Origin of the sequence: Modicisalibacter coralii (assembly GCF_004117855.1) — a bacterium.
Classification (GTDB): Bacteria; Pseudomonadota; Gammaproteobacteria; order Pseudomonadales; family Halomonadaceae; genus Modicisalibacter; species Modicisalibacter coralii.
Genome location: NZ_QWBW01000001.1, coordinates 1 through 22,054, shown reverse-complemented (window position 1 = coordinate 22,054; position 22,054 = coordinate 1). Strand labels below are relative to the sequence as shown.

At 68.4% G+C, this 22,054-nt stretch carries 21 protein-coding genes; 16 read left to right on the top strand and 5 right to left on the bottom strand.

Annotation, left to right across the window (positions count from 1 at the left end):
* Positions 1-186 precede the first annotated feature (186 nt).
* Positions 187-1,383, bottom strand: coding sequence for a tyrosine--tRNA ligase (gene tyrS, locus D0901_RS00100; RefSeq protein ID WP_129138262.1), 1,197 nt, complete (start codon positions 1,381-1,383; stop codon positions 187-189).
* Between the two features lie 116 nt (positions 1,384-1,499).
* On the opposite strand from tyrS, the gene D0901_RS00095 reads away from it, so the two are divergent.
* The gene (locus tag D0901_RS00095; RefSeq protein WP_129138261.1) at positions 1,500-2,609 is read left to right on the top strand and encodes an anhydro-N-acetylmuramic acid kinase; all 1,110 of its coding nucleotides are present in this window, start codon (positions 1,500-1,502) and stop codon (positions 2,607-2,609) included.
* A 21-nt stretch (positions 2,610-2,630) separates the two neighbouring features.
* On the opposite strand, the gene D0901_RS00090 is transcribed toward D0901_RS00095, so the two are convergent.
* Both D0901_RS00090 and D0901_RS00085 read right to left on the bottom strand, forming a co-directional pair.
* Entirely contained in the window at positions 2,631-3,776 is a 1,146-nt protein-coding gene (locus D0901_RS00090) for a PilT/PilU family type 4a pilus ATPase (RefSeq protein WP_129138260.1), read from the bottom strand.
* Between the two features lie 37 nt (positions 3,777-3,813).
* Positions 3,814-4,851 (bottom strand): type IV pilus twitching motility protein PilT, encoded by a 1,038-nt coding sequence (locus D0901_RS00085; RefSeq protein ID WP_129138259.1) that lies wholly within the window; start codon positions 4,849-4,851, stop codon positions 3,814-3,816.
* Between the two features lie 45 nt (positions 4,852-4,896).
* Here D0901_RS00085 and D0901_RS00080 point away from each other — a divergent pair, with 45 nt between their 5' ends.
* From D0901_RS00080 to metW, 5 genes are all read left to right on the top strand, one after another.
* Entirely contained in the window at positions 4,897-5,604 is a 708-nt protein-coding gene (locus D0901_RS00080; protein ID WP_129138258.1) for a YggS family pyridoxal phosphate-dependent enzyme, read from the top strand.
* 30 nt (positions 5,605-5,634) lie between these two features.
* On the top strand, positions 5,635-6,468 hold the full coding sequence (gene proC, locus D0901_RS00075) for a pyrroline-5-carboxylate reductase (protein WP_129138257.1): 834 nt from the start codon (positions 5,635-5,637) through the stop codon (positions 6,466-6,468).
* A 12-nt stretch (positions 6,469-6,480) separates the two neighbouring features.
* Positions 6,481-7,071: a YggT family protein gene (locus tag D0901_RS00070; RefSeq protein WP_129138256.1), complete on the top strand. Its 591-nt coding sequence runs from the start codon at positions 6,481-6,483 to the stop codon at positions 7,069-7,071.
* A 70-nt stretch (positions 7,072-7,141) separates the two neighbouring features.
* Positions 7,142-8,299, top strand: coding sequence for a homoserine O-succinyltransferase MetX (metX, locus tag D0901_RS00065; RefSeq protein ID WP_129138255.1), 1,158 nt, complete (start codon positions 7,142-7,144; stop codon positions 8,297-8,299).
* Complete coding sequence (gene metW, locus D0901_RS00060) at positions 8,299-8,910, top strand: methionine biosynthesis protein MetW (protein ID WP_129138254.1); 612 nt, start codon at positions 8,299-8,301, stop codon at positions 8,908-8,910. Before metX ends, metW begins: the two co-directional genes overlap by 1 nt.
* A 61-nt stretch (positions 8,911-8,971) precedes the next feature.
* On the opposite strand, the gene sfsA is transcribed toward metW, so the two are convergent.
* Together sfsA and D0901_RS00050 are read right to left on the bottom strand one after the other, a co-directional pair.
* Positions 8,972-9,745 carry a DNA/RNA nuclease SfsA gene (sfsA, locus tag D0901_RS00055; RefSeq protein ID WP_129138253.1) on the bottom strand — a complete coding sequence of 258 codons (774 nt, stop codon included), beginning with the start codon at positions 9,743-9,745 and terminating at the stop codon, positions 8,972-8,974.
* 1 nt (position 9,746) lies between these two features.
* The gene (locus D0901_RS00050) at positions 9,747-10,913 is read right to left on the bottom strand and encodes a pyridoxal phosphate-dependent aminotransferase (RefSeq protein ID WP_129138252.1); all 1,167 of its coding nucleotides are present in this window, start codon (positions 10,911-10,913) and stop codon (positions 9,747-9,749) included.
* A 235-nt stretch (positions 10,914-11,148) separates the two neighbouring features.
* On the opposite strand from D0901_RS00050, the gene dksA reads away from it, so the two are divergent.
* The 10 genes from dksA to D0901_RS00005 all read left to right on the top strand — a co-directional run.
* A complete protein-coding gene (gene dksA / locus D0901_RS00045) occupies positions 11,149-11,586 on the top strand; it encodes an RNA polymerase-binding protein DksA (protein ID WP_129138251.1) in 438 nt (145 codons plus the stop codon).
* A 63-nt stretch (positions 11,587-11,649) separates the two neighbouring features.
* Positions 11,650-12,537 (top strand): tRNA glutamyl-Q(34) synthetase GluQRS, encoded by an 888-nt coding sequence (gene gluQRS / locus D0901_RS00040; protein WP_129138250.1) that lies wholly within the window; start codon positions 11,650-11,652, stop codon positions 12,535-12,537.
* A 101-nt stretch (positions 12,538-12,638) separates the two neighbouring features.
* Complete coding sequence (locus D0901_RS21030; protein WP_203234768.1) at positions 12,639-12,815, top strand: hypothetical protein; 177 nt, start codon at positions 12,639-12,641, stop codon at positions 12,813-12,815.
* Positions 12,805-15,768 (top strand): ATP-binding protein, encoded by a 2,964-nt coding sequence (locus D0901_RS00035; protein WP_129138249.1) that lies wholly within the window; start codon positions 12,805-12,807, stop codon positions 15,766-15,768. Before D0901_RS21030 ends, D0901_RS00035 begins: the two co-directional genes overlap by 11 nt.
* A complete protein-coding gene (locus D0901_RS00030) occupies positions 15,746-17,146 on the top strand; it encodes a sigma-54-dependent transcriptional regulator (RefSeq protein ID WP_129138248.1) in 1,401 nt (466 codons plus the stop codon). The genes D0901_RS00035 and D0901_RS00030 overlap by 23 nt, the downstream gene beginning before the upstream one ends.
* Positions 17,147-17,985: 839 nt before the next feature.
* Positions 17,986-19,395, top strand: a complete 1,410-nt coding sequence (gene pcnB / locus D0901_RS00025; RefSeq protein ID WP_129138247.1) for a polynucleotide adenylyltransferase PcnB — start codon at positions 17,986-17,988, stop codon at positions 19,393-19,395.
* Positions 19,388-19,888, top strand: coding sequence for a 2-amino-4-hydroxy-6-hydroxymethyldihydropteridine diphosphokinase (gene folK / locus D0901_RS00020; RefSeq protein WP_129138246.1), 501 nt, complete (start codon positions 19,388-19,390; stop codon positions 19,886-19,888). The genes pcnB and folK overlap by 8 nt, the downstream gene beginning before the upstream one ends.
* Positions 19,889-20,014: 126 nt before the next feature.
* The gene (panB, locus tag D0901_RS00015; protein ID WP_129138245.1) at positions 20,015-20,806 is read left to right on the top strand and encodes a 3-methyl-2-oxobutanoate hydroxymethyltransferase; all 792 of its coding nucleotides are present in this window, start codon (positions 20,015-20,017) and stop codon (positions 20,804-20,806) included.
* Positions 20,806-21,657, top strand: coding sequence for a pantoate--beta-alanine ligase (panC, locus tag D0901_RS00010; protein ID WP_129138244.1), 852 nt, complete (start codon positions 20,806-20,808; stop codon positions 21,655-21,657). Before panB ends, panC begins: the two co-directional genes overlap by 1 nt.
* A gap of 165 nt (positions 21,658-21,822) precedes the next feature.
* On the top strand, positions 21,823-22,054 hold a 232-nt coding region (locus tag D0901_RS00005; protein ID WP_482194146.1), incomplete at its 3' end, for a thiolase family protein.

Genomic DNA, 22,054 nt, shown 5'->3' with positions numbered 1-22,054 from the left:
TCGTCGGCAGCGGATGCGTACTTTACGCCTCACATTCGGCCCTGACAAGCCCTCGTTCGAGAAAAATTTCACGACCGCCCGAGACGGCTTATCCACACCCGGTCACGACCGCCGCCCGCCAACCCCTTGTGGATAACAAGACGCCCGCGCGAGGCGGGCGTTCAGCAGCGACTGGGCCGATGCGCATCAGCTCAGAATGACCCGCGCATAACGCTTCTTGCCGGCCTGGATCACATAGCTCCTGCCGGTGTCGAGCATGTGGTCCTTGGCGACGACCTCGCCATCGACCTTGACCCGGCCGTTGCCGAGCATGTCCTTGGCCTGGGCACTGTTGTTGGTCAGATTGGCGCGGTTGAGTACCGCGGCGATCGGCGCCTGCTCACCGTCGAAATCGACGGTGACCTCCGGCAGGTCCTCGGGCAGCTCGCCCTCGGCGAGCTGGTTGCCGGCACTGCGATGCGCGTTGGCCGCCGCGTCTTCCCCGTGATAGCGGCCGATCAGCTCGCGCGCCAGCGCCATCTTGATGTCGCGCGGGTTGGCGCCGGCCTCGACGTCACGCTTGAGGGCCTCGAGTTCCTCGTTGGACTTCAGCGAGAGTAGTTCGAAGTAGCGCCACATCAGGCTGTCGGGCATCGACACCAGCTTGTTGAACATGGTGCCCGGCGCCTCGTCGAGCCCCACGTAGTTGCCCAGTGACTTGGACATCTTCTGCACGCCATCCAGCCCCTCGAGCAGCGGCATGGTGATGACGACCTGCGGCTCCTGGCCGAAGTGCTTCTGGATCTCGCGCCCCATCAGCAGGTTGAACTTCTGATCGGTCCCGCCCAGCTCGACGTCGGCCTCCAGGGCCACCGAGTCGTAGCCCTGGACCAGCGGGTAGAGAAATTCGTGGATCGAGATCGACTGATTGGCCTTGTAGCGCTTCTCGAAGTCGTCGCGCTCGAGCATCCGCGCCACGGTGGACTGGGCGGCGAGTTCGATCATGTCCGCCGCCGAGAGCTTGCCCATCCAGTCGGCATTGAAGGCGACGATGGTCTTGTCGGGGTCGAGCACCTTGAAGACCTGCTCCCGGTAGGTCCTGGCGTTGGCCTTGACCTCTTCCTCGGTGAGCGGCTTGCGGGTGACGTTCTTGCCGGTGGGATCGCCGATCCGTCCGGTGAAGTCGCCGATCAGGAAGATCACCTCGTGCCCCATGTCCTGGAACTGGCGCATCTTGGTCAGCAGCACGCTGTGACCGAGGTGCAGGTCCGGCGCCGTGGGATCGAAGCCGGCCTTGATACGCAGCTTGCGCCCGGAAGCGAGCTTCTTCTCCAGCTCCTCCTCGAGCAGGATCTCGTGGGCGCCGCGCTTGAGCAGCGCCAGCGCATCGGCGACGTCGGTCATCGTACCCCTCTCTCGTAAATGGTGGCCCGTCATAAGGGTGGTCTGGCGAATGGAGCAAGATGGTAGCATGTCTCGACGTGACGGTTGAGCGCGGTCAACGAAGGAGAGAAACGCCCATGCCCCTGTTTGTCGGCCTGATGTCGGGCACCAGTCTGGATGGTATCGATGCGGCCCTGGTCCGCTGCGACACCGAGCACGTCGAACTGCTCGACGCCGTGGGCGTGGCCATGCCGGGGGCGTTGCGCCAGCAGCTCCTGGCCCTGTGCCAGGCCGAGGCAGTGCGCTTCGCCGATCTGGCGAGCGCCGAACAGGCCTTCTGCCACGTGCAGGCCGAGGCGGTCGAGCAGTTGCTCGAGCGCAACCGGCTGGACGCCGGCGCGATCGCCGCGATCGGCAGCCACGGCCAGACCATCGAGCACGCCCCGCAGGGCGAAGCGCCCTACACCTGCCAGCTCGACAACCCCAGCCTGCTCGCCGAGCTGACCGGCTGCCGCGTGGTCGGCGACTTCCGCCGCCGCGACCTGGCCGCCGGCGGGCAGGCCGCGCCACTGGCACCGGCCTTTCATGCCGCGCTGTTCGCGGACGACGCCGAATGGCGGGTGGTGCTCAACCTGGGCGGCTTCGCCAATCTGACCCTGCTGCCGCCCCGCTCGAGGGCGATGCCGGTCACCGGCTTCGATACCGGGCCGGCCAACACCCTGCTCGACGCCTGGTACGCCCGTCATCACGGCGACGGCCACTACGATGCCGACGGCCGCTGGGCCGCCGGCGGAAGCGTCGATACCGCCCTGCTCGAGCGTCTGCTGGCCGACCCCTTCTTCGCCCGGCACCCGCCCAAGAGCACCGGCCGCGAATACTTCCACCTCGCCTGGCTGGAGGCCCACCTGAGCGGTCATGAAGCGCCGCAGGACGTGCAGGCGACCCTCGCCGAACTGACCGCAAGGAGTGTCGCACTGGGCGTCGCTCAGACTCTCGGCCCGGTGCCCGCCACCCTGATTCCCTGCGGCGGCGGCACCCACAACGCCGATCTGCTGCAACGCCTGGGCCGCCAGCTGCCGACCCTGATGCTGGCCGATTGCCAGACGTTCGGCTGGTCGGCCGACTGGCTGGAGGCCGGCGCCTTCGCCTGGCTGGCCTGGCGACGCCTGGAAGGTCTGCCCGGCAACCTCCCCGCGGTGACGGGCGCCGCCGGGCCGCGCGTGCTGGGCGGTGTCTACAGCGCCTGAGTCGCCCGGCGCGCCAGACGCTCAGTAGTCGTCGCTGTCGCGCAGCGACAACCGGTCGGCGGCATTCATCGCCTCGTCCACGCCGCGTTGTTCGCCATCGGCGAACTTGATCATCATGCGCAGGTCGTTGGCCGATTCGGCGTGCACCAGCGCCACGTCCTCGCTGATATCGCCGCGTCGATACAGCTCGAACAGCGCCTGATCGAAGGTCTGCATGCCCAGGTCGCGCGAGCGCGCCATCAGCGCCTTGATCTCGCCCACCTCCCCCTTGCGCACCAGGTCGCCGATCAGCGGCGAACGGCGCAGCACCTCGATCGCCGCCACGCGGCCCTTGCCATCCTGCCGCGGCAACAACTGTTGGGCGACCACCGCCTGCAGGTTGAGCGACAGGTCCAGCCAGACCTGCTCGTGGCGCTCGCCGGGGAAGAAGTGAATGATCCTCTCCAGCGCCTGGTTGGCATTGTTGGCATGCAGCGTGGCCAGGCACAGATGGCCCGTCTCGGCGAAGGTCAGCGCCTGTTCCATGGTCTCCCGGGTGCGGATCTCGCCGATCATGATCACGTCCGGTGCCTGGCGCAGGGCGTTCTTCAGCGCCACCTCGAAGGACTCGGTGTCGATGCCCACCTCGCGCTGGTTGATGATCGCGCGGCGGTGCGGATGAATGTACTCGATCGGGTCCTCGATGCAGATGATGTGGCCACCGGCCGTCTCGTTGCGATGCTGGATCATCGACGCCAGGGTGGTCGACTTGCCGGTGCCGGTGCCGCCGACGACGAACACCAGGCCGCGCTTGAGCAGCGCCAGCTCGCCCAGCGCGGCCGGCAGCGCGAGCGCGTCGAGGCCGGGGATGTCGAAGGCGATGCGGCGAATCACCATGGCCATCTGACTGCGCTGGTAGAAGGCGCTGACCCGGAAGCGCCCCTTGCCCTGCAGGCTGAGCGCGAAGTTGGCCTCGTGCTCGGCCTCGAAGCGCGTGCGCAACCCCTCGGGCAATGCCGCCAACACCAGTTCGCGCACCTGACCGATCGACAGCGCCGTCTCGCCCAGCGCCACCAGCTTGCCGCTGATCTTCAGCGAGGCCGGCGCGTTGGTCGAGATCAGCATGTCCGAGGCCTGCTTGTCGATCATGATGTCCAGCAACTGCTGCAGCCATTCAGCGGGGGTCATCGCCGCGCTCCTCGTCCGTGGCATCCCGGGGTCATGGTCAGGCTTCCGGCAGGTGCCCCTTGGCCTTGGCCTGGGCTTCCTGTCGGCTGACCACGTTCTGGCTGACCAGCTTGGCCAGCGCGGTATCCAGCGTCTGCATGCCCAGATTGCCGCCGGTCTGGATCGCCGAATAGATCTGCGCCACCTTGTCCTCGCGAATCAGGTTGCGCACCGCGGAGGTCGCCACCAGGATCTCGTGGGCGGCGACCCGCCCCCCGCCGTGACGCTTGAGCAGCGTCTGCGAGATCACCCCCTGCAGCGATTCGGAAAGCATCGAGCGCACCATCGCCTTCTCGTCGCCCGGGAAGACGTCGATGACGCGATCGATGGTCTTGGCCGCCGAGGTGGTGTGCAAGGTGCCGAACACCAGATGGCCGGTTTCCGCCGCGGTCAGCGCCAGCCGAATGGTTTCCAGGTCGCGCAGCTCGCCGACCAGGATCACGTCGGGATCCTCGCGCAGCGCCGAGCGCAGCGCCTGGGTGAAGCCCTGGGTATGGCGATGGACCTCGCGCTGGTTGACCAGGCTGCGCTTGCTGGCATGCACGAATTCGATCGGATCCTCGATCGTCAGGATATGGTGGTGCTGGGTGTCGTTGATGTAGTCGATCATCGCCGCCAGCGTCGTCGACTTGCCCGAGCCGGTGGGGCCGGTCACCAGTACCAGCCCCCGCGGCAGTTGCGAGAAGTGGCGGAACACCTCGCCCAGCTCGAGCTCCTCGAGGGTCAGCACGCGTCCGGGAATGGTCCGGAACACCGCGCCGGCACCGCGATCCTGGTGGAAGGCGTTGACACGAAAGCGCGCCACGCCCGGCACCTCGAAGGAGAAGTCGGTCTCCAGGTAGGCCTCGTAGTCGCGGCGCTGCTTGTCGCCCATGATGTCGTAGATCATCTTGCGGACCTCGCGGTCCTCCAGCGCCGACACATTGAGGCGCCGGATGTCGCCATCGACGCGGATCATCGGCGGCAGGCCCGCCGACAGGTGCAGGTCGGAGGCGTTCTGCTTTGCCGAGAACGCCAGTAATTCGGTAATATCCATGCACTCCCCTGCTTTCGTTTGTTTCTTGTTGAGGTCGACGCCAGTATGCCAGACGCTCAGGTCAGTGAATCACTGTCGCGCGCCCGTCGACGTCTGGCCGCGGCCCTGGAACGAGCGCAGCGCCCCGACGACGACGCCCAACTACTGGCCGTCAGCAAGACCAAGCCCGCCGGCGCGATCCGCGAGGCCTACCACGCCGGCCAGCGCGACTTCGGCGAGAATTACCTTCAGGAAGCCCTCGACAAGCAGGCCGAACTCGCCGATCTCGACGCTATCGTCTGGCATTTCATCGGCCCTTTGCAATCCAACAAGACGCGCGCCGTGGCCGAGCACTTCACCTGGGTGCATAGTGTCGACCGCCTCAAGGTCGCCCGGCGGCTCTCGGAACAGCGCCCCGCCGACCATGGCCCGCTCAACGTCTGCCTGCAGGTCAACGTCAGCGGCGAGTCCAGCAAGTCGGGCGTCGCCCCCGAGGAACTCGAGTCCCTGGCCCTGGCGGTCGCCGATCTGCCCAACCTGACACTGCGCGGCCTGATGGCGATTCCCGCGCCCAGCGACGACCTCGAGGCCCAACGCCGCCCGCTGGCCCACCTGCGTCGGTTGCGCGACACCCTCAATGCGCGGCATCCGTCCCTCGCCCTGGATACCCTGTCGATGGGCATGAGCGACGACCTGGAAGCCGCCGTCCTGGAAGGGGCCACGCTGGTCCGGCTGGGCACCGCCATCTTCGGCGCCCGCGCGCCGCATCCCTGACCCAATTCACGCCAAGCAGAGGACTCCCGCATGGCAAGCCAAGTCACCTTCATCGGCGCCGGCAACATGGCCAGCGCCATCTTCGGCGGCATGATCGACAGCGGCTATCCGGCCACCGCGATCACCGCGACCAGCCCCGATGAACAGCGCCTGGAGACGCTCGCCGCCGACTACGGCATTCATACCGCGACCGACAACGCCGCCGCGGTCGCCGAGGCCGACGTGGTGGTCCTGGCGGTCAAGCCGCAGATGATGCACGACGTCTGCGCCGGCCTGCGCGACGCCATCCAGGCGCGACGCCCGCTGATCGTCTCGGTGGCCGCCGGTCTCACCGCCGAGACGCTGGACGAATGGCTCGGCGGCGGTCTCGCCGTGGTGCGCTGCATGCCCAACACCCCGTCGCTGGTGGGTGCCGGCGCCAGCGGGCTGTTCGCCAATGCCCGCGTCAGCGACGCCCAGCGCGAGCTCGCCACCACCCTGCTGGAGGCGGTGGGTCTCGTCGAGTGGGTCGACGACGAAGCCCTGCTGGAGGCGGTCACCGCGGTGTCGGGCAGCGGCCCGGCCTACTTCTTCTTGATCTTCGAGGCCCTCGAGGAAGCCGGTCAGCGCCTCGGCCTGCCCGCCGAGACCGCCCGCCGCCTGGCCTTGCAGACCGGCCTCGGCGCCGCCACGATGGCGCAACGCAGCGACGTCGAGCCGGCCCGGCTGCGCCAGAACGTGATGTCGCCGGGCGGGACCACCGAACGTGCCATCCACTGCCTGGAAGACGGCGGCCTGCGGGCCCTGTTCGCCGAGGCGACCGAGGCCTGTGCCGCGCGGGCCCGCGAGATGGCCAGCGAACTGGGCAAGACGCCGAACCGATAACGGAGGGGATTCATGGGCAGTCAACTGGGAAGCGCCGGCCTGATGCTGGTCAACACCCTGATCAACATCTACCTGTTCCTGCTGATGCTGCGCTTCCTGCTGCAGGCATCGCGTGCCGACTACTACAACCCGATCAGCCAGGCGGTGGTCAAGGTGACCCAGCCGGTGGTCAAGCCGCTGCAGAGCTTCCTGCGCCCGATGGGCCGCATCGATCTCGCCACCCTGGGCGCCGGTTTCATCATCAAGGCGCTGAGCATCGCGTTGATCGTGCAGGTGGCGATCGGCGGTCTTCCGCCGCTGGGCGGCATCGCCATCGCCTCGGTGGCGGCGCTGGCCAGTGCGATCCTCAAGATCTACTTCTTCGCGCTGATCGGCATGATCATCCTCAGTTGGGTGGCGCCGAACGCCAGCCATCCGGGGGCCCTGCTGATCATGCAACTGGTCGAACCGATCATGGCGCCGGTGCGCCGGGTGATTCCGCCGCTGGGCATGATCGACCTCTCGCCGATCGTGGTGTTCATCGTCATCAACCTGATCGATGGGATCGTGGTCGGCTCGCTGACCCGCGCCGCCGGCATTTCCGGCGTCCTGGTCGGCCTGTAACCGCCGCGCGGCCAAGACAACGAGAGACAGGGCCGCAAAGGCCCTGCGCCGAACTGGACACTGACGCTTCATGCCCGAGACGCTTCCCGCCGACTCGGTCGGCCTGGTGACGCCGCAGCAGCAGCACTTCGACGACCCGCTGCCGCTGGCCTGCGGCAAGACCCTGCCGGCCTACGATCTGGTCTACGAGACCTACGGCGAGCTCAACGCCGCACGCGACAACGCGGTGCTGATCTGCCACGCCCTGTCGGGCCATCACCATGCCGCCGGCTATCACAGCGCGGACGAGCGCAAGCCCGGCTGGTGGGACGCCCATATCGGTCCCGGCAAGACCATCGACACCGAGCGCTTCTTCGTCATCTCGCTGAACAACCTGGGCGGCTGCCACGGCAGTACCGGGCCATGCTGCGTCAACCCCGATACCGGCCGCCTGTGGGGCCCCGAGTTTCCGGTGATGACCGTCGGCGACTGGGTCAACAGTCAGGCCCGGCTCGCCGACCGGCTGGGCATCGAACGCTTCGCCGCGGTGGTCGGCGGCAGCCTGGGCGGCATGCAGGTGCTGCAGTGGGCGCTGGCCTATCCCGAACGCATCGCCAACGCCGTGGTGATCGCCGCCACGCCGCGCCTGACCGCGCAGAACATCGCCTTCAACGAGGTCGCCCGCCAGGCGATCCGCTCGGACCCCGACTTCCACGACGGCTGGTACGCGCTCGAGGGCACGGTGCCCAAGCGCGGGCTCAAGCTGGCGCGCATGGTCGGCCACATCACCTACCTCTCCGAGCACTCGATGGGCGCCAAGTTCGGTCGCGACCTGCGCAGCGACGAGCTCAACTTCGGCTATGACGTCGAGTTCCAGGTCGAATCCTATCTGCGCTACCAGGGCGACACCTTCTCCACCGCCTTCGACGCCAACACCTATCTACTGATGACCAAGGCGCTCGACTACTTCGATCCGGCGGCCGCACACCAGGGGGACCTGGCCGCGGCCCTGGCGCCGGCCACCTGTCGCTTCCTGGTGGTCAGCTTCTCGACCGACTGGCGCTTCGCCCCGGAACGCTCTCAGGAGCTGGTCGACGCCCTGGTGCGCGCCGGCAAGCCGGTCAGCTACGCGGCCATCGACTCCCTGTACGGCCACGACGCCTTCCTGCTCCCCGATACCCGCTACCAGGCGGTGTTCGGCGGTTTCATGAAGCGCGTGGCCCGCGACCTCGGCCTGGAGGGCTCGTGATGCGCGCCGATCTCACGCTGATTCACGACTGGGTCCACGACGGCGCCCGGGTGCTCGACCTGGCCTGCGGCGACGGCACGCTGCTCGACGCCCTGGCCCGCGACAAGGACGTCTTCGGCTACGGCCTGGAGATCGACCCCGACGGCATCACCGCCTGTCTGGAGCGCGGCGTCAACGTCATCGAACAGGACCTCGATCAGGGCCTGGCCAACTTCGACGACGACGCCTACGACCTGGTGATCATGACCCAGGCACTGCAGGCCCTGCGGCGCCCCGACCTGATGCTCGACGAGATGCTGCGCATCGGCCGCGAGGCGATCATCACCTTCCCCAACTTCGCCTACTGGCGCCACCGCCTCTACCTGGGCTTCAAGGGCTTCATGCCGGTGTCGCGCACCCTGCCCCATGCCTGGTACGACACCCCCAACATCCACCTGTCGACCTTCAACGACTTCGAACGGCTGTGTCTCGACAAGCAGCTGGTCATCACCGACCGCGCGGTGGGCAACGGCGCGCACCAGAGCCACTGGAGCAGTCGGCTGTGGCCCAACCTGTTCGGCGAGATCGCGATCTTCCGGGTCGGCCGCGGCCATGCGCGCCAGCAGAGCTGACCGCTAGCGGCGAATGCCTGTCCAGCCCCTGCCAGGGCGAGCGGTTGACGCCCTGGCGGTGTCAGTCGACGAGGCCGGGGTCGTGTATCTCGCGGTGCAGTGACACCGGTAGACGGCCAGCCAGTTCGATGGTCACCGGCCGTTCGTCGCGCCGCCCCACCCGACAGCCGTAGGCCAGCACCTCGACGCCCGCGTCCGCGACGCGTCGCAGGGTCTCGGCATAACGCGGGTCGAGATGCGCGGCCGGGGCGACATCGTGAATGCCCTCGTGGGCGACGCAGAAAAGCAGCACCGCGCGCTGCCCGGCGGCGGCCAGCCCGGCCAGCGTCTCGAGGTGCCGGGTACCGCGCTCGCTCACCGCATCGGGAAAGTAGCCGTGACCGTCGCGCTCCTTGAGGGTGACCTGCTTGACCTCGACGAAGGCGGTGCCGCGTTGTGGGTCGTCGAGCCGGAAGTCGAGTCGGGCGTCGCTACGTCGGGCGCCTTCGACCTTCACCTCGCGCTTGAGCGCGGCGTAACCGGCCAGCGGCTCGATGCGCCCGGCACGCAGCGCCTCCTCGACGATGGCGTTGGTGCGCCCGGTATGCACGGAGGCCGTCGCCACCCCGCCCGCCGCCTGCGGCAGCTCGATCAGCTCCCAGGTCCAGGCCAGCTTGCGGGCCGGGTTGGTGCTCGGCGACAGCCACACTCGGCAGCCCGGCACATTGACCGCACGCATCGAGCCGGTATTCGGGCAGTGGGCCACGACCAGCGTGCCGTCGGCCAGCTCGACATCGGCGAGGAAGCGCTTGTAGCGCCGGCGCAGGGTGCCGGGGACGAGCTCGGGGTAGTCCACGTCAGCGCCCCTCCCGCGCCAGGAAGCGGCCGAGGCGCTCCACCGCTTCCTCGAGCCGCGCGACGTCGTTGGTGAAGGCGATGCGCACGTGGTGCTCGCCGCCGCGCACGGCGAAGTCGACGCCCGGCGTGATGGCGACGTTCTCGGTCTCGAGCAGCCGCTGGCAGAAGGCCTGGCTGTCGCGGGTGTACTGCGACACGTCGAGCCACAGGTAGAAGGCGCCCTGGGGCGGCACCGCCGGCGCCAGCCCGAGGCGCCCGAGTCCCGCCAGCAGGGCGTCGCGGCGGCGGTGCAACTCGCGGCGGCGCTCTTCGAGTTCCGCCGTGCATGCCGGCGTGAAGGCCGCCAGCGCGGCATGCTGCGACGGCGTCGGCGCGGCGAGGAAGACGTTCTGCGCCAGCCGGCTCAGCGGTTCCACGGCCGCCTCGGGGGCCACCAGCCAGCCCAGTCGCCAGCCGGTCATGCCGAAGTACTTCGAGAAGCTGTTGACGACGAACGCCTCGGGGGCCACCGCCGCCGCGCTGACCGGCTCGACGTCGTAGCTCAGCCCCTGATAGATCTCGTCGACCAGCAGGGCACCATCGCGCCGCGCGACGACATCGGCCACGGCGCGCAGTGCCTCGGCGTCGAGCACGTGCCCGGTGGGGTTGGAGGGCGAGGCGAGCATCGCCAGACGGGTCGCCGGCTGCCAGTGGCGCTCGACGAGGCCGGCGTCGAGCTGCCAGCCGCTGTCGTCGCCCACCGCCACGCAATCCACCTCGGCATCGGCCAGGGCCATGAAGTGACGGTTGCACGGGTAGGTCGGGTCGGCCATCAATACCCGGTCGCCGCGCCCCACCAGCAGCTGGCTGGCCAGCAGTAGCGCGCCGGAGGCGCCGGGGGTGACCAGGATCCGGGCCGGATCGACCGTCGCGCCGAAGCGCTCGGCGTAATGCCCGGCGATCGCCTCGCGCAGGGCGGGGATGCCGCCGGCCGGCGTATAGCGCGTATGGCCCTCGGCCAGCGCCTGCCGACCGGCCTCGATGATCGGCCGGGGCGTGGCGAAATCGGGCTCGCCGATCTCCAGATGAATGACGTCGTGGCCGGCCGCCTCGCGGGCCTGGGCCTGCTCCAGCAGATGCATCACGCGAAACGGTTGCACCCGCTCGACGCGTGGATTCCAGTTCATGGCTGTCCTCGTTTCGTTGCCGCCATCGGGGCGGACCGACCAGTTGGCCCGTGGTAACGACCCGCGTCAATCCCGGGCCGCTCGGGCGACGCCGGTGGTTGCAATGCGCCGGCTTTTTCGCTAAATAAGCAAGGCTTCGGGTGGGCATGCCATCCGCGGACCCGTCGGGCACGCCGACGCGCGATCCGAGCGGCCGGGCCCCGGCCCAAGTCACTGTGAGTAATGAGGCAGCCCCATGCCAGTAGCGGAACAGAAAACGGAAGCGCCCAAGAAATTCACCCCGTACGAGCCGGCGCCGGGTGAAGAGTACATGAACGACAATCAGCTCGAGCACTTCCGCCAGATCCTGCTCGGCTGGAAACAGGATCTCATGGAGGAGGTGGACCGCACGGTTCGCCACCTGCAGGAAGACGCCAACAATTACGCCGACCCGGCCGACCGCGCCACGCAGGAAGAGGGCTTCAACCTGGAACTGCGGACCCGGGACCGCGAGCGCAAGCTGCTCAAGAAGATCAACGAGACCCTCGAGAAGATCGACGAGGACGACTACGGCTTCTGCGAGGCCTGCGGCGTCGAGATCGGCATCCGCCGCCTCGAGGCGCGCCCCACCGCCACCCTGTGCGTCGACTGCAAGACCCTGGCGGAACTCAAGGAGAAGCAGTTGGGCGGCTGATCGCTCCCGCTTCTCGATATCACGGGCGCCCCTGGGCGCCCGTTTGCCTTTCAGGAGAGCCCGATGTCCGGTTATCGAGGCCGCTTCGCGCCCACCCCCTCCGGGCCACTGCACTTCGGCTCGCTGGTCGCCGCGCTGGCGAGCTTCCTCGATGCCCGCCACGCCGGTGGCGAGTGGCTGCTGCGCATCGAGGACGTCGACCCGCCGCGCTGCCCGCCCGGCACCAGCGAGACGATCCGACGCCAGCTCGAGACCTACGGCCTTCACTGGGACGGCGAAATCCGCTACCAGCACGCTCGCGACGTGGCCTACCAGGCCGCTCTCGAACGGCTCGCCGAGACCGGCCTCGCCTATCCCTGCAGCTGCTCGCGCAAGGAATGGCGCGACTACCCGATCTACCCCGGCTGGTGTCGCGACGGCCTGCGTCATCCTCACCGCCCGGTGGCCTGGCGCCTGCGCACCGACCGCGGGCCACGTCCGGTCGGCTGGCAGGACCGGCTGTTCGGCGAGCAGCGCTTCGACCCCGTCGATTTCGGCGATGTGGTGCTCAAGCGCAAGGAAGGCCTGTGGGCCTACCAGCTGGCGGTGGTGGTCGACGATGCCGACCAGGGCATCACCGACGTGGTGCGCGGCGTCGACCTGCTCGACAACACCCCCTGGCAGCTACAGCTACAGGCCGCCCTGGGCATGGCCACGCCGCGCTACCTGCACCTGCCGCTGATCGTCGCCGCCAACGGCCAGAAGCTGTCCAAGCAGAACCTCGCCCCGGCCCTGCCGACAGCGCCGGGCGCGGTGAATCGCTGGCTTCACGAGGCGTTGATCGCCCTCGAGCAGCAGCCCCCGACAACCCTGCGCGAGGCACCGGTCGCCGAGCAGTTGGCTCACGCCATCGCGCGCTGGGACCCCGCGCGCCTGCGCGCGCAGAAGCACCACCGCATGCCCCGCCCCTGAGCCGTGACGCCACCGGGCCCGGGCCCCTGCGACTCAGGTCGGGTTGAGCCGGACAACGCCCCTCCCTACACTCGGGCCTCCGCTTTCCTGCAGGTACCCGGATGTACGTCTACCGCATCATGCTGTTCCTGGTCTTCGGCGGCTATCTATTGTCGCCGATGCTGATGAGCGGCTGGGCCGTCCCCGGCATGGCCTGGTACCGGCCGTTTCTGATCTGGGGCGCGCTGATCGCGCTGTCGGTATGGCTGGAGCAAAAGAGGAAGCTCGATGAGCATTAGCCTGGCCGGCCTGACGGCCCTGGTCGTCGGTTACCTGGCCCTGCTGCTCGTCGTCGCCGGCGCGACGCGGCGCGGCTGGATTCCGGCCCGGGTCGTCCATCATCCGCTGGTCTACGGGTTGTCGCTGGGCATCTACGTCAACGCCTGGGGGATCTACGGCAGCGTCGCCCTGGCGACGCAGATCGGCTACGGCTACCTGGACTTCTACCTGGGCGTGGCCGGCGCCTTCCTGCTGGCCCCGGTGCTGCTGGTGCCCATCCTGCGCCTGACCCGCACCTACCAGCTGGCGTCCCTGGCCGACCTGTTCGCCTTTCGTTTCCGCAGCCGCTGGATCGGCGCCCTGGTCACGCTGATCACCCTGCTCGCCGTGCTGCCGCTGCTCGCCCAGCAGGTCCGGGTGGTGGGCGATGTCGCTCACCTGCTCACCGGCAGCGCCTCGCCCGCCCTCCTGGCGCTGCTGTTCTGTGCCCTGGTGGCGGCGATGGCCCTGGTGCTGGGCGCGCGACGCACGCATCTCACCGCCGACCATGCCAGCCTGGTCGCCGCGGTCGCCGTCGAGTCGCTGGTCAAGCTGGTGGCACTGCTGGTGCTGGCCGGCGTCGCCCTGTACGGTGTGTTCGCCGGTCCGGGCGATCTCCAGCACTGGCTCGACGGCCCGGGGCAATCCTTCCAGGTGATCGCCCGGCGTCTCGATCCGGGGCAATGGCGCACCCTGCTGTTATTGTTCTTCGCCGCCGCCTTCCTGTCGCCCCACATGTTCCACATGGCCTTCGCCCAGGCCCCGTCTCGCCAGGCGCTGTTGCAGTCGAGCTGGCAACTGCCGCTCTATCTGCTGTTGATGGCGCTGCCGGCCCCGCTGATTCTCTGGGCGGCGCAGTATCGCGACGTCGCGCCCCCCCAGGCCGGGCTCGCCTACCTGGTGTTCACGCTGTTCGACACCCCCGGGCTCGCCGGCCTCGCCCTGCTGGCCGGTCTCGCCGCCGTGTGCGGCACGCTGATCGTGATCGCCCTGTCGCTGGCGGGGATGGTGCTCAACCATCTGGTGCTGGTCGCGCACCCGCCCGGCCGCCACGACGACCTCTACCGCTGGCTGCTGGGGCTGCGCCGGGTACTGATCGTCGCGGTGATTCTCGGCGGCTGGGTGTTCTACCGGGCGCTGGGCGGCGAGCACGACCTCGCCAGCCTGGGCCTGGTGGCCTTCGTGGGTATCGCCCAGTTCCTGCCGGGCATGCTGGCCCTGCTCTACTGGCCGGGCGCCAACCGCAAGGGCATGGTCTGCGGGCTGATCGCCGGCAGCCTGCTGTGGCTGGCCGGCCAGTGGCTGCCGATGCTCACCGGCTGGCCGGCGCTGCTGTTCATCCCGCCCGGCCTCGAACTGCTCGCCGGCGAGCCGGTGTGGTACACGGTGACGCTGATCTCGCTGGCCGCCAACACCCTGACGCTGATCCTGGTCTCGCTGGTCACCCGTACCTCGGAGGCCGAGCGCGCCGCCGCCGAGGCCTGCTCGGTGGATGCGGTGATCCGGCCCAAGCGACTGCCGCTCAGCGCGCGCACCGGCGAGGACTTCAAGCGTCATCTCAGTGACGCCCTGGGCCCCGAGGTCGCCGACCGCGAGGTGGACGCCGCGCTCGACGCGCTGGGCATGTCGCCCCAGGAGAGCCGGCCCTATGCGTTGCGGCGCCTGCGTGGCCGCCTGCAGGCCAACCTCTCGGGGCTGATGGGCCCCTCGGTGGCGCGCGACATCGTCGACCGCTTCCTGCCCTATCAGCAGGGGCCGAAGGCGGCGACCGACGACGTGCATTACGTGGAAAGCCTGCTCGAGGCCTACCGCTCGCGGCTCACCGGCCTCGCCCGCGAACTCGACGGCCTGCGCCGCTACCATCGCCGCACGCTGACCCAGCTGCCCATCGGCCTGTGCGCGTTCGGCGACGACGACGAACTGCTGATGTGGAACGACGCCCTGGCCCGGCTCTCGGGCATCGCCGGCGCCAGCGTGATCGGCGCGCGGCGCGAGAGCCTGCCGGCGCCCTGGGCGGGACTGCTCGAGCGGACCTTCGAGCGCCCCGGCAGCCACCTCTACAAGCAGCCGGTGGAACTCGTCGGGGGCACCCGCTACCTGACCCTGCACACGGCGGACCTGGCCGTCGAGGACGACGAACGCGGCGGCACGGTGGTATTGATCGAGGACCACAGCGAGATGAAGTGGCTGGAGGACGAGCTGGTCCACGCCGAGCGACTGGCGTCGATCGGGCGTCTCGCCGCCGGCGTCGCCCACGAGATCGGCAACCCCATTACCGGGATCTCCTCGCTGGCGCAGAACCTGCGCTACGACACCGACGACGCCCTGGTGCTGGATACCGCCCACCAGATCCAGGCACTCACCGACCGTGTCTCGCGCATCGTCGGCTCGCTGGTCGGCTTCGCCCATGGCGGCGATCGTGGCAACGCCGGATCACGCCATGCCACCCTCGACGTGCAGGCGATCGCCGACGAGGCGTTGCACTTGATACGTCTGGCCCGCTCGGGCCAGGATATCGAATATCGCAATGCATGCCCCGCGGCCCTGACCGTGCAGGGCGATGCCCAGCGCCTGGTCCAGGTGCTGGTCAACCTGCTCGGCAATGCGCGGGACGCCAGTCCTCCCGGCGGTCTGGTGGTGGTCGACGCGAGACGTCACGACGGTGGCGTGCGGATCACGGTGACGGACGCCGGTCACGGCATCGACGCCTCGATCCGCGACCACCTCTTCGAGCCTTTCACGACCACCAAGCCCCCGGGCGAGGGCACCGGGCTCGGTCTGTCGCTGGTCTACAGCATCGTCCAGGAGCATCATGGCCAGGTACGCGTCGAATCGCCCCTGCCCGAACTCGGTCACGGCACCCGCATAAGCCTGTGGCTGCCCCAAGCCCCTCACGCTGACAGAGATGCTGATGAGCCAGATCCTGATCGTTGAAGACGAAGCCATCATCCGTACCGCCTTGCGTCGGCTCCTGGAGCGTCACGAGTATATCGTCAGCGAAGCCGAGTCGGTGGCCGAGGCACGTCGTCTCGAGCTCAGGAACTTCGACCTGATCATCAGCGACCTGCGCCTGCCCGGCGACCCCGGCACCGCGCTGATCGATGCCGCTGCGCCGGTGCCGGTGCTGATCATGACCAGCTATGCCAGCATGCGTTCGGCGGTCGACGCCCTCAAGCAGGGCGCGGTCGACTACATCGCCAAACCCTTCGATCACGACGAGCTGCTCGCCACCGTGGCCAGAACGCTCGACGCTCACGAGCCGACCCGCGAGCCCCCGGCGTCCGCCACGCCGCCCGCCCCCGCGGACGCCACGCCCCAGGACATGATCGGCGACTGCCCGGCCATGCAGGCGGTCTACACGCGGATTCGCAAGACCGCCCCGGCCGACGTCACCGTGCTCATCCAGGGCGAATCGGGCACCGGCAAGGAACTGGTCGCCCGGGCCATCCACCGCCAGAGCCGCCGCGCCCAGGCGCCGCTGATCTGCGTCAACTGCGCGGCGATCCCCGAGACGCTGATCGAGTCCGAGCTGTTCGGCCACGAGAAGGGCGCCTTCACCGGCGCCAGCGCGGCACGCACCGGCCTGGTCGAGGCGGCCGACGGCGGCACGCTGTTCCTCGACGAGATCGGCGAGCTGCCGCTGGATGCCCAGGCGCGCCTGCTGCGCGTGCTGCAGGAGGGCGAGATTCGCAAGATCGGCTCGGTGGAGACCCGCCACGTCGATGTCCGCCTGATCGCCGCCACGCACCGCGACCTGCACGCGCTGTCGCGTAACGGGGAGTTTCGGCTCGATCTCTATTATCGCCTCAACGTGATGCAGATCGATCTGCCGCCGCTGCGCGAGCGCGAGGACGACATCCTCGAGATCGCCGATGTCCTGCTCGCCGCCGCCTGCCGGCGCCACGCCCGGGACGGCCTGAAGCTCTCGCGCGCGGCGCGGCGCGACATTCGCGACTACCCCTGGCCGGGCAACGTGCGCGAGCTGGAGAACGCCCTCGAGCGCGGGGTGATCCTGGCCGAGGGCAACCTCATCCACCCCGAGGACCTGGGCCTCAATCCGGTGTCGATGCCCGCCAGAACCGCGGCATCCCGCGGCAGCGCGCCGGGCGGGGGTGGCGCGGCGTCCCCGGAGGCGGCCGAAGAAGACCTGTCGCTGGAGGATTACTTCCAGCACTTCGTGCTCGAGCACCAGGACCAGATGAGCGAGACCGAGCTCGCCCAGAAGCTCGGCATCAGCCGCAAGTGCCTCTGGGAGCGTCGCCAGCGCCTGGGAATCCCCCGCAAGAAGAGCCCCCGCACCCGCTCCGCCTGAGCCGCCGCTGGGCAGGCAATACCATGGTCTAACACGCATTTTCGTCGCCGAGCGCCTCGCGAAGGCCGGCCCGGACAGCGGGTTCGCACCACTTGTTACCATCCCACACAGCTTTTTCCCCATAACGGCGCACTCGGGGTAACACAGCACGGCCTCCCGAGGCGCCGATTCCGACCATATATCTTTAATCTATTGTTTTTAAAGAAAAAACCTGAATCTGGCATGACCACTGCAACTACCAGGGCAAGAAGAACAACAACCGGATGCCACCGACGGCAACAATAACAACAGGCTCGTCGGAAGGATTTTCGTCAGTCCGGCAACAACAAGAACAACCGAGACGACGACACGCGTTCTCCAGGCCCAACAACCATAAACCGCCTGTCGAGAAAGCGAGCGACCACAATAACGACAATGGCCGCGACGATCCGGTAACCGTATCGGGACGCGACGCTCCGCGCACAGGTCGAACAACGACAAATACCTGTCTGAGGAGCACCTCCGGCAACAACAACAAATCGCCGGGGGAAGGCAGACACCCTGCCGTCGTGGTTGGATTATTGTTTTGAATACGAGACGGTCGCCATCAGGAAGATGACCAATAACAAGACCATTGCTTGCCTGATGACTCCGAATTGGTGACTGTGGTGCGTATTCAAGGCGATGCGCCATCACGAAGAAGAATCAACAGCACGGATGCTGTCGAATTGCTTGATAGGGGAGGCCGAAAGGTCTCCCCTTTCTCATGGTTCCTGGCCGGACGATGGTCGTAACGCTTTGCATCCTCCGGACGCTCGGCTACACTGGCCTTTTCGCGAACGGCGAGACACTATCGCGGCATGTTCAAAGGATTTACTCGCTTTCTCCAACGCCCCGGTGAACGTTTGAAGACTCTGTTCGGCAATCAGGATGGCACCGGCAAGGCTCCCGGGCTTCGCATCATTCCCCGAGAAGAACACGACATTTCGCGCCAGCTGTTCAGCGACAGCGCGCTCAAGGTCCTCTATCGGCTGCACAACGCGGGGTACGAGGCCTATCTGGTCGGCGGCTGCCTGCGCGACGCCCTGCTCGGCCAGACCCCCAAGGACTTCGACGTCGCCACCAACGCCACCCCGGAAGAGTTGCGCGACCTGTTCCGCAATTCGCGGATCATCGGCCGGCGCTTTCGCATCGTGCATGTCCGCTTCGGTCGCGAGATCATCGAGGTCACCACCTTCCGCGGCCGCCACACCGACGACCACGGCGAACACGTCTCGCAACAGTCCGAAGCGGGGCTGCTGCTGCGCGACAACGTCTGGGGCAACGTCGAGGAAGACGCCCTGCGCCGCGACTTCACCGTCAACGCGCTGTACTACAACATTGCCGACTTCTCGCTTCACGACTGGGCCGGCGGCCTCGACGACCTCGAGCACCGCACGCTACGCCTGATCGGCGATCCTCAGGTGCGCTATCGCGAAGATCCGGTGCGCATGCTGCGTGCCATCCGCTTCGCCGCCAAGCTCGACTTCACCCTGGCGCCGGCGACCGAGGCGCCGATTCGCGAGCTCGCCCCGTTGCTGCTGCAGATTCCGCCGGCACGCCTGTTCGAGGAAGTGCTCAAGCTGTTCATGTCGGGCCAGGCCGTCGCCACCTATCATCTGCTGCGCGATTACGGGCTGTTCGCCATGCTGTTCCCCGAGGCGGACGAGACCCTGGACGAACTCGACTGGGCGGAGCCGTTGATCATTCAGGCCCTGGCCAACACCGACGACCGCGTGCGCCGGGAGCGCCCGGTGACGCCGGCATTCCTGTTCGGCGCCCTGCTCTGGCCCGGCGTGCAGCAGCGCGTCCAGCGCCTGCAGGCGGAAGGCATGCCGCCGATCCCCGCCCAGCAGACCGCCGCCCAGCAGGCCATCGCCCGCCAGCTCCAGCACACCTCGATCCCCAAGCGCTTCAGCCTGCCGATGCGCGACATCTGGGATCTTCAGCAGCGTCTGCCGCGCCGCCGTGGCAAGCGCGCCTACCAGACGCTCGAGCACCCGCGCTTCCGGGCCGCCTACGACTTCCTGCTGCTGCGCGAGGCGGCCGGCGAGGTCAAGCCCGGCCTCGGCGACTGGTGGACCGCCTTCCAGGAGGGCGACGAGCACGACCAGCGGCGCCTGCTCGGCAAGGTCGACGCCGACCCGGCGGGCACTGCGGCCCCGCGCAAGCGCCGCCCCCGCAAGCGTCGGCGCAACAACACGCGCCCGGACTCCGGCAACCATGACTGAAGAGGCGCTGCCGGTGGCCTATGTCGGCCTGGGCAGCAACCTCGAGGGGCCTCGGGACCAGGTGACACGAGCCCTCTCGGAACTCGACCGCCTGCCGACGACCCGGCTGGTCAGCGCATCGCCGCTCTACGCCAGTACGCCGATGGGTCCCGCGGACCAGCCCGACTTCATCAATGCCGTCGCCAAGCTGATCACGCGGCTGTCGCCACTGGCGCTGCTCGATCAATTGCAGGCGCTCGAGCAGCGCCACCGCCGCCGCCGCCAGCGCCACTGGGGGCCGCGCACCCTGGATCTCGATCTGCTGCTCTACGCACAACGTCGTCAGACCTCGCCGCGGCTGACGCTGCCGCATCCCGGCATCGGCGAGCGCAATTTCGTGCTGGTGCCGCTGGCCGACATCGCCCCGGACCTCAAACTCGACGGCGTTCCCGTCGCCCGTCTGGCGGCGACCCTCGGCGACGACGGGTTGCACCGGGTGTCACCGCGAAAGTAGGGTTGCAGCGCTTTTGTTACCATTCCACACTTCCTGCCCTGTAACGGGTAACAGCAGCAGTAACGCTCACGCCCGTTGGCGTCCCCGAGCCGGGCGCCATTTGCCAAGCCGACGAGAACGCCAGTCATGAAAACCGTCACTCTGAGCACGCTGCAGGCGGCCAAGCGCGCCGGCGAACCGTTCAGTTGCCTGACCGCCTATGATGCTTCCTTCGCCCAGGCCGCCAATCAGGCCGGTATCGAGGTCCTGCTGGTCGGCGACTCGCTGGGCATGGTCCTCCAGGGCCATACCAGCACGCTGCCGGTAACGCTCGACGACATCGTCTACCACACCCGCTGCGTGGCCCGCACCAAGGGCACGAGCCTGTTGATGGCCGACCTGCCGTTCATGAGCAACGCCTCCCTCGAGGGTCTCCTCAAGGACGCCGGAGCGCTGATGCGGGCGGGCGCCGAGATGGTCAAGATCGAGGGCGAGGCCTGGATGGCCGAAGGGATCCGCGAGCTGACCCGCCGCGGCGTGCCGGTATGCGCCCACCTGGGCCTGACCCCGCAGATGGTGCATCAGTTCGGTGGCTTCAAGGTCCAGGGGCGCGATGCCGAGCACGCCGAGCGGCTGATCGCCGATGCCCGGCGCCTGGTCGAGGCCGGCGCCTCGGTGATCCTGCTCGAGTGCGTGCCCGCCAGCCTGGGCCGCGCCGCCCAGGCGGCGCTCGACGTCCCGGTGATCGGCATCGGCGCCGGCGCCGATACCGACGGCCAGATCCTGGTCATGCACGACGTGATCGGCGTGAGCAGCGGCTACATCCCGCGTTTCGCGAAGAACTTCCTGACCGATACGGGGTCGATCGAGGGCGCCTTCCGGGCCTACCATGACGCGGTCAAGACCCGTCGCTTCCCGGCCAAGGAGCACTCCTTCTGATGCAGACCCTCAGCGACATCGAGAGCCTGCGCCGCACCCTGGCGGATGTCCGTCGCAGCGGACGGCGTATCGGTCTGGCGCCGACCATGGGCAACCTCCACGACGGCCACCTGGCGCTGGTCGCCGCCGCCCGGCAGCGTGCCGATTTCGTGGTGGCGAGTATCTTCGTCAATCCCCTGCAGTTCGGTCCCGGCGAGGATTACGCCAGCTATCCGCGAACCCTCGACGCGGATTGCGCCGCGCTCGAGGCCGCCGGCTGCGACCTGGTCTTCGCGCCGCCCGCCGAGGCCCTCTACCCCAACGGCACCGACCGCCAAGCGACGGTCAGCGTGCCCGGGGTCTCCGACGGCCTGTGCGGTGCCAGCCGCCCCGGTCATTTCGACGGCGTCGCCACGGTGGTGACGATGCTGTTCAATCTGTTCCAGCCCGACCTGGCCTGCTTCGGCGAAAAGGACTACCAGCAGCTCGCGGTGATCCGCAAGATGGTCGCCGATCTGCACGTCCCCATCGAGGTCGTCGGCGTGCCCATCGTGCGGGCCGACGACGGGCTGGCCCTGTCGTCGCGCAACGGCTACCTGGATGCCGGTCAGCGCGCCCGGGCACCGCGTCTCTACGCCATGCTGGCCCAGGCCCGCGAGGCGCTGGAGCGTGGCGACGAGCCCGCCACCACGCTGCGCGAGGGGACCGCGCATCTGGTCGAGGCGGGTTTCAAGCCCGACTACCTGGAACTGCGCCGCGCCGACGATCTGGGGCCGGTCACCGACACCACCCGCCACGCCGTGCTGCTCGCCGCTGCCCATCTGGGGCCGGCGCGCCTGATCGACAACGTCAGGGTCACGCTGCCGCGCTGACCGCCGCCGGGCGAGCGCAAGCGGAGAGACGCCCGCGTCGCCTGCCCGGCACGCCGCCGCGACAATGCTGCCCACCGTCAAATTTCGACGGATTGGCAATTGTCGCGGCGCACAAGGTTCTCCTATGCTGACTGGGCATTTCGTCCTCGAGTCAAGGAGTCTCACATGCAAGACGTGGTCATCGTCGCGGCACGCCGCACCGCCATCGGCACCTTCGGCGGGTCGCTCGCCGGGATTCCCGCCGCCGAGCTGGGCGCCAAGGTGATTCAGGATATCCTCGCCAATACCGGCGTCGCCCCGGAGCAGGTCGACGAAGTCCTGCTCGGCCACGTCTTGACCGCCGCCTGCGGCCAGAACCCGGCCCGCCAGGCGTCGATCCTGGGCGGTCTGCCCCACG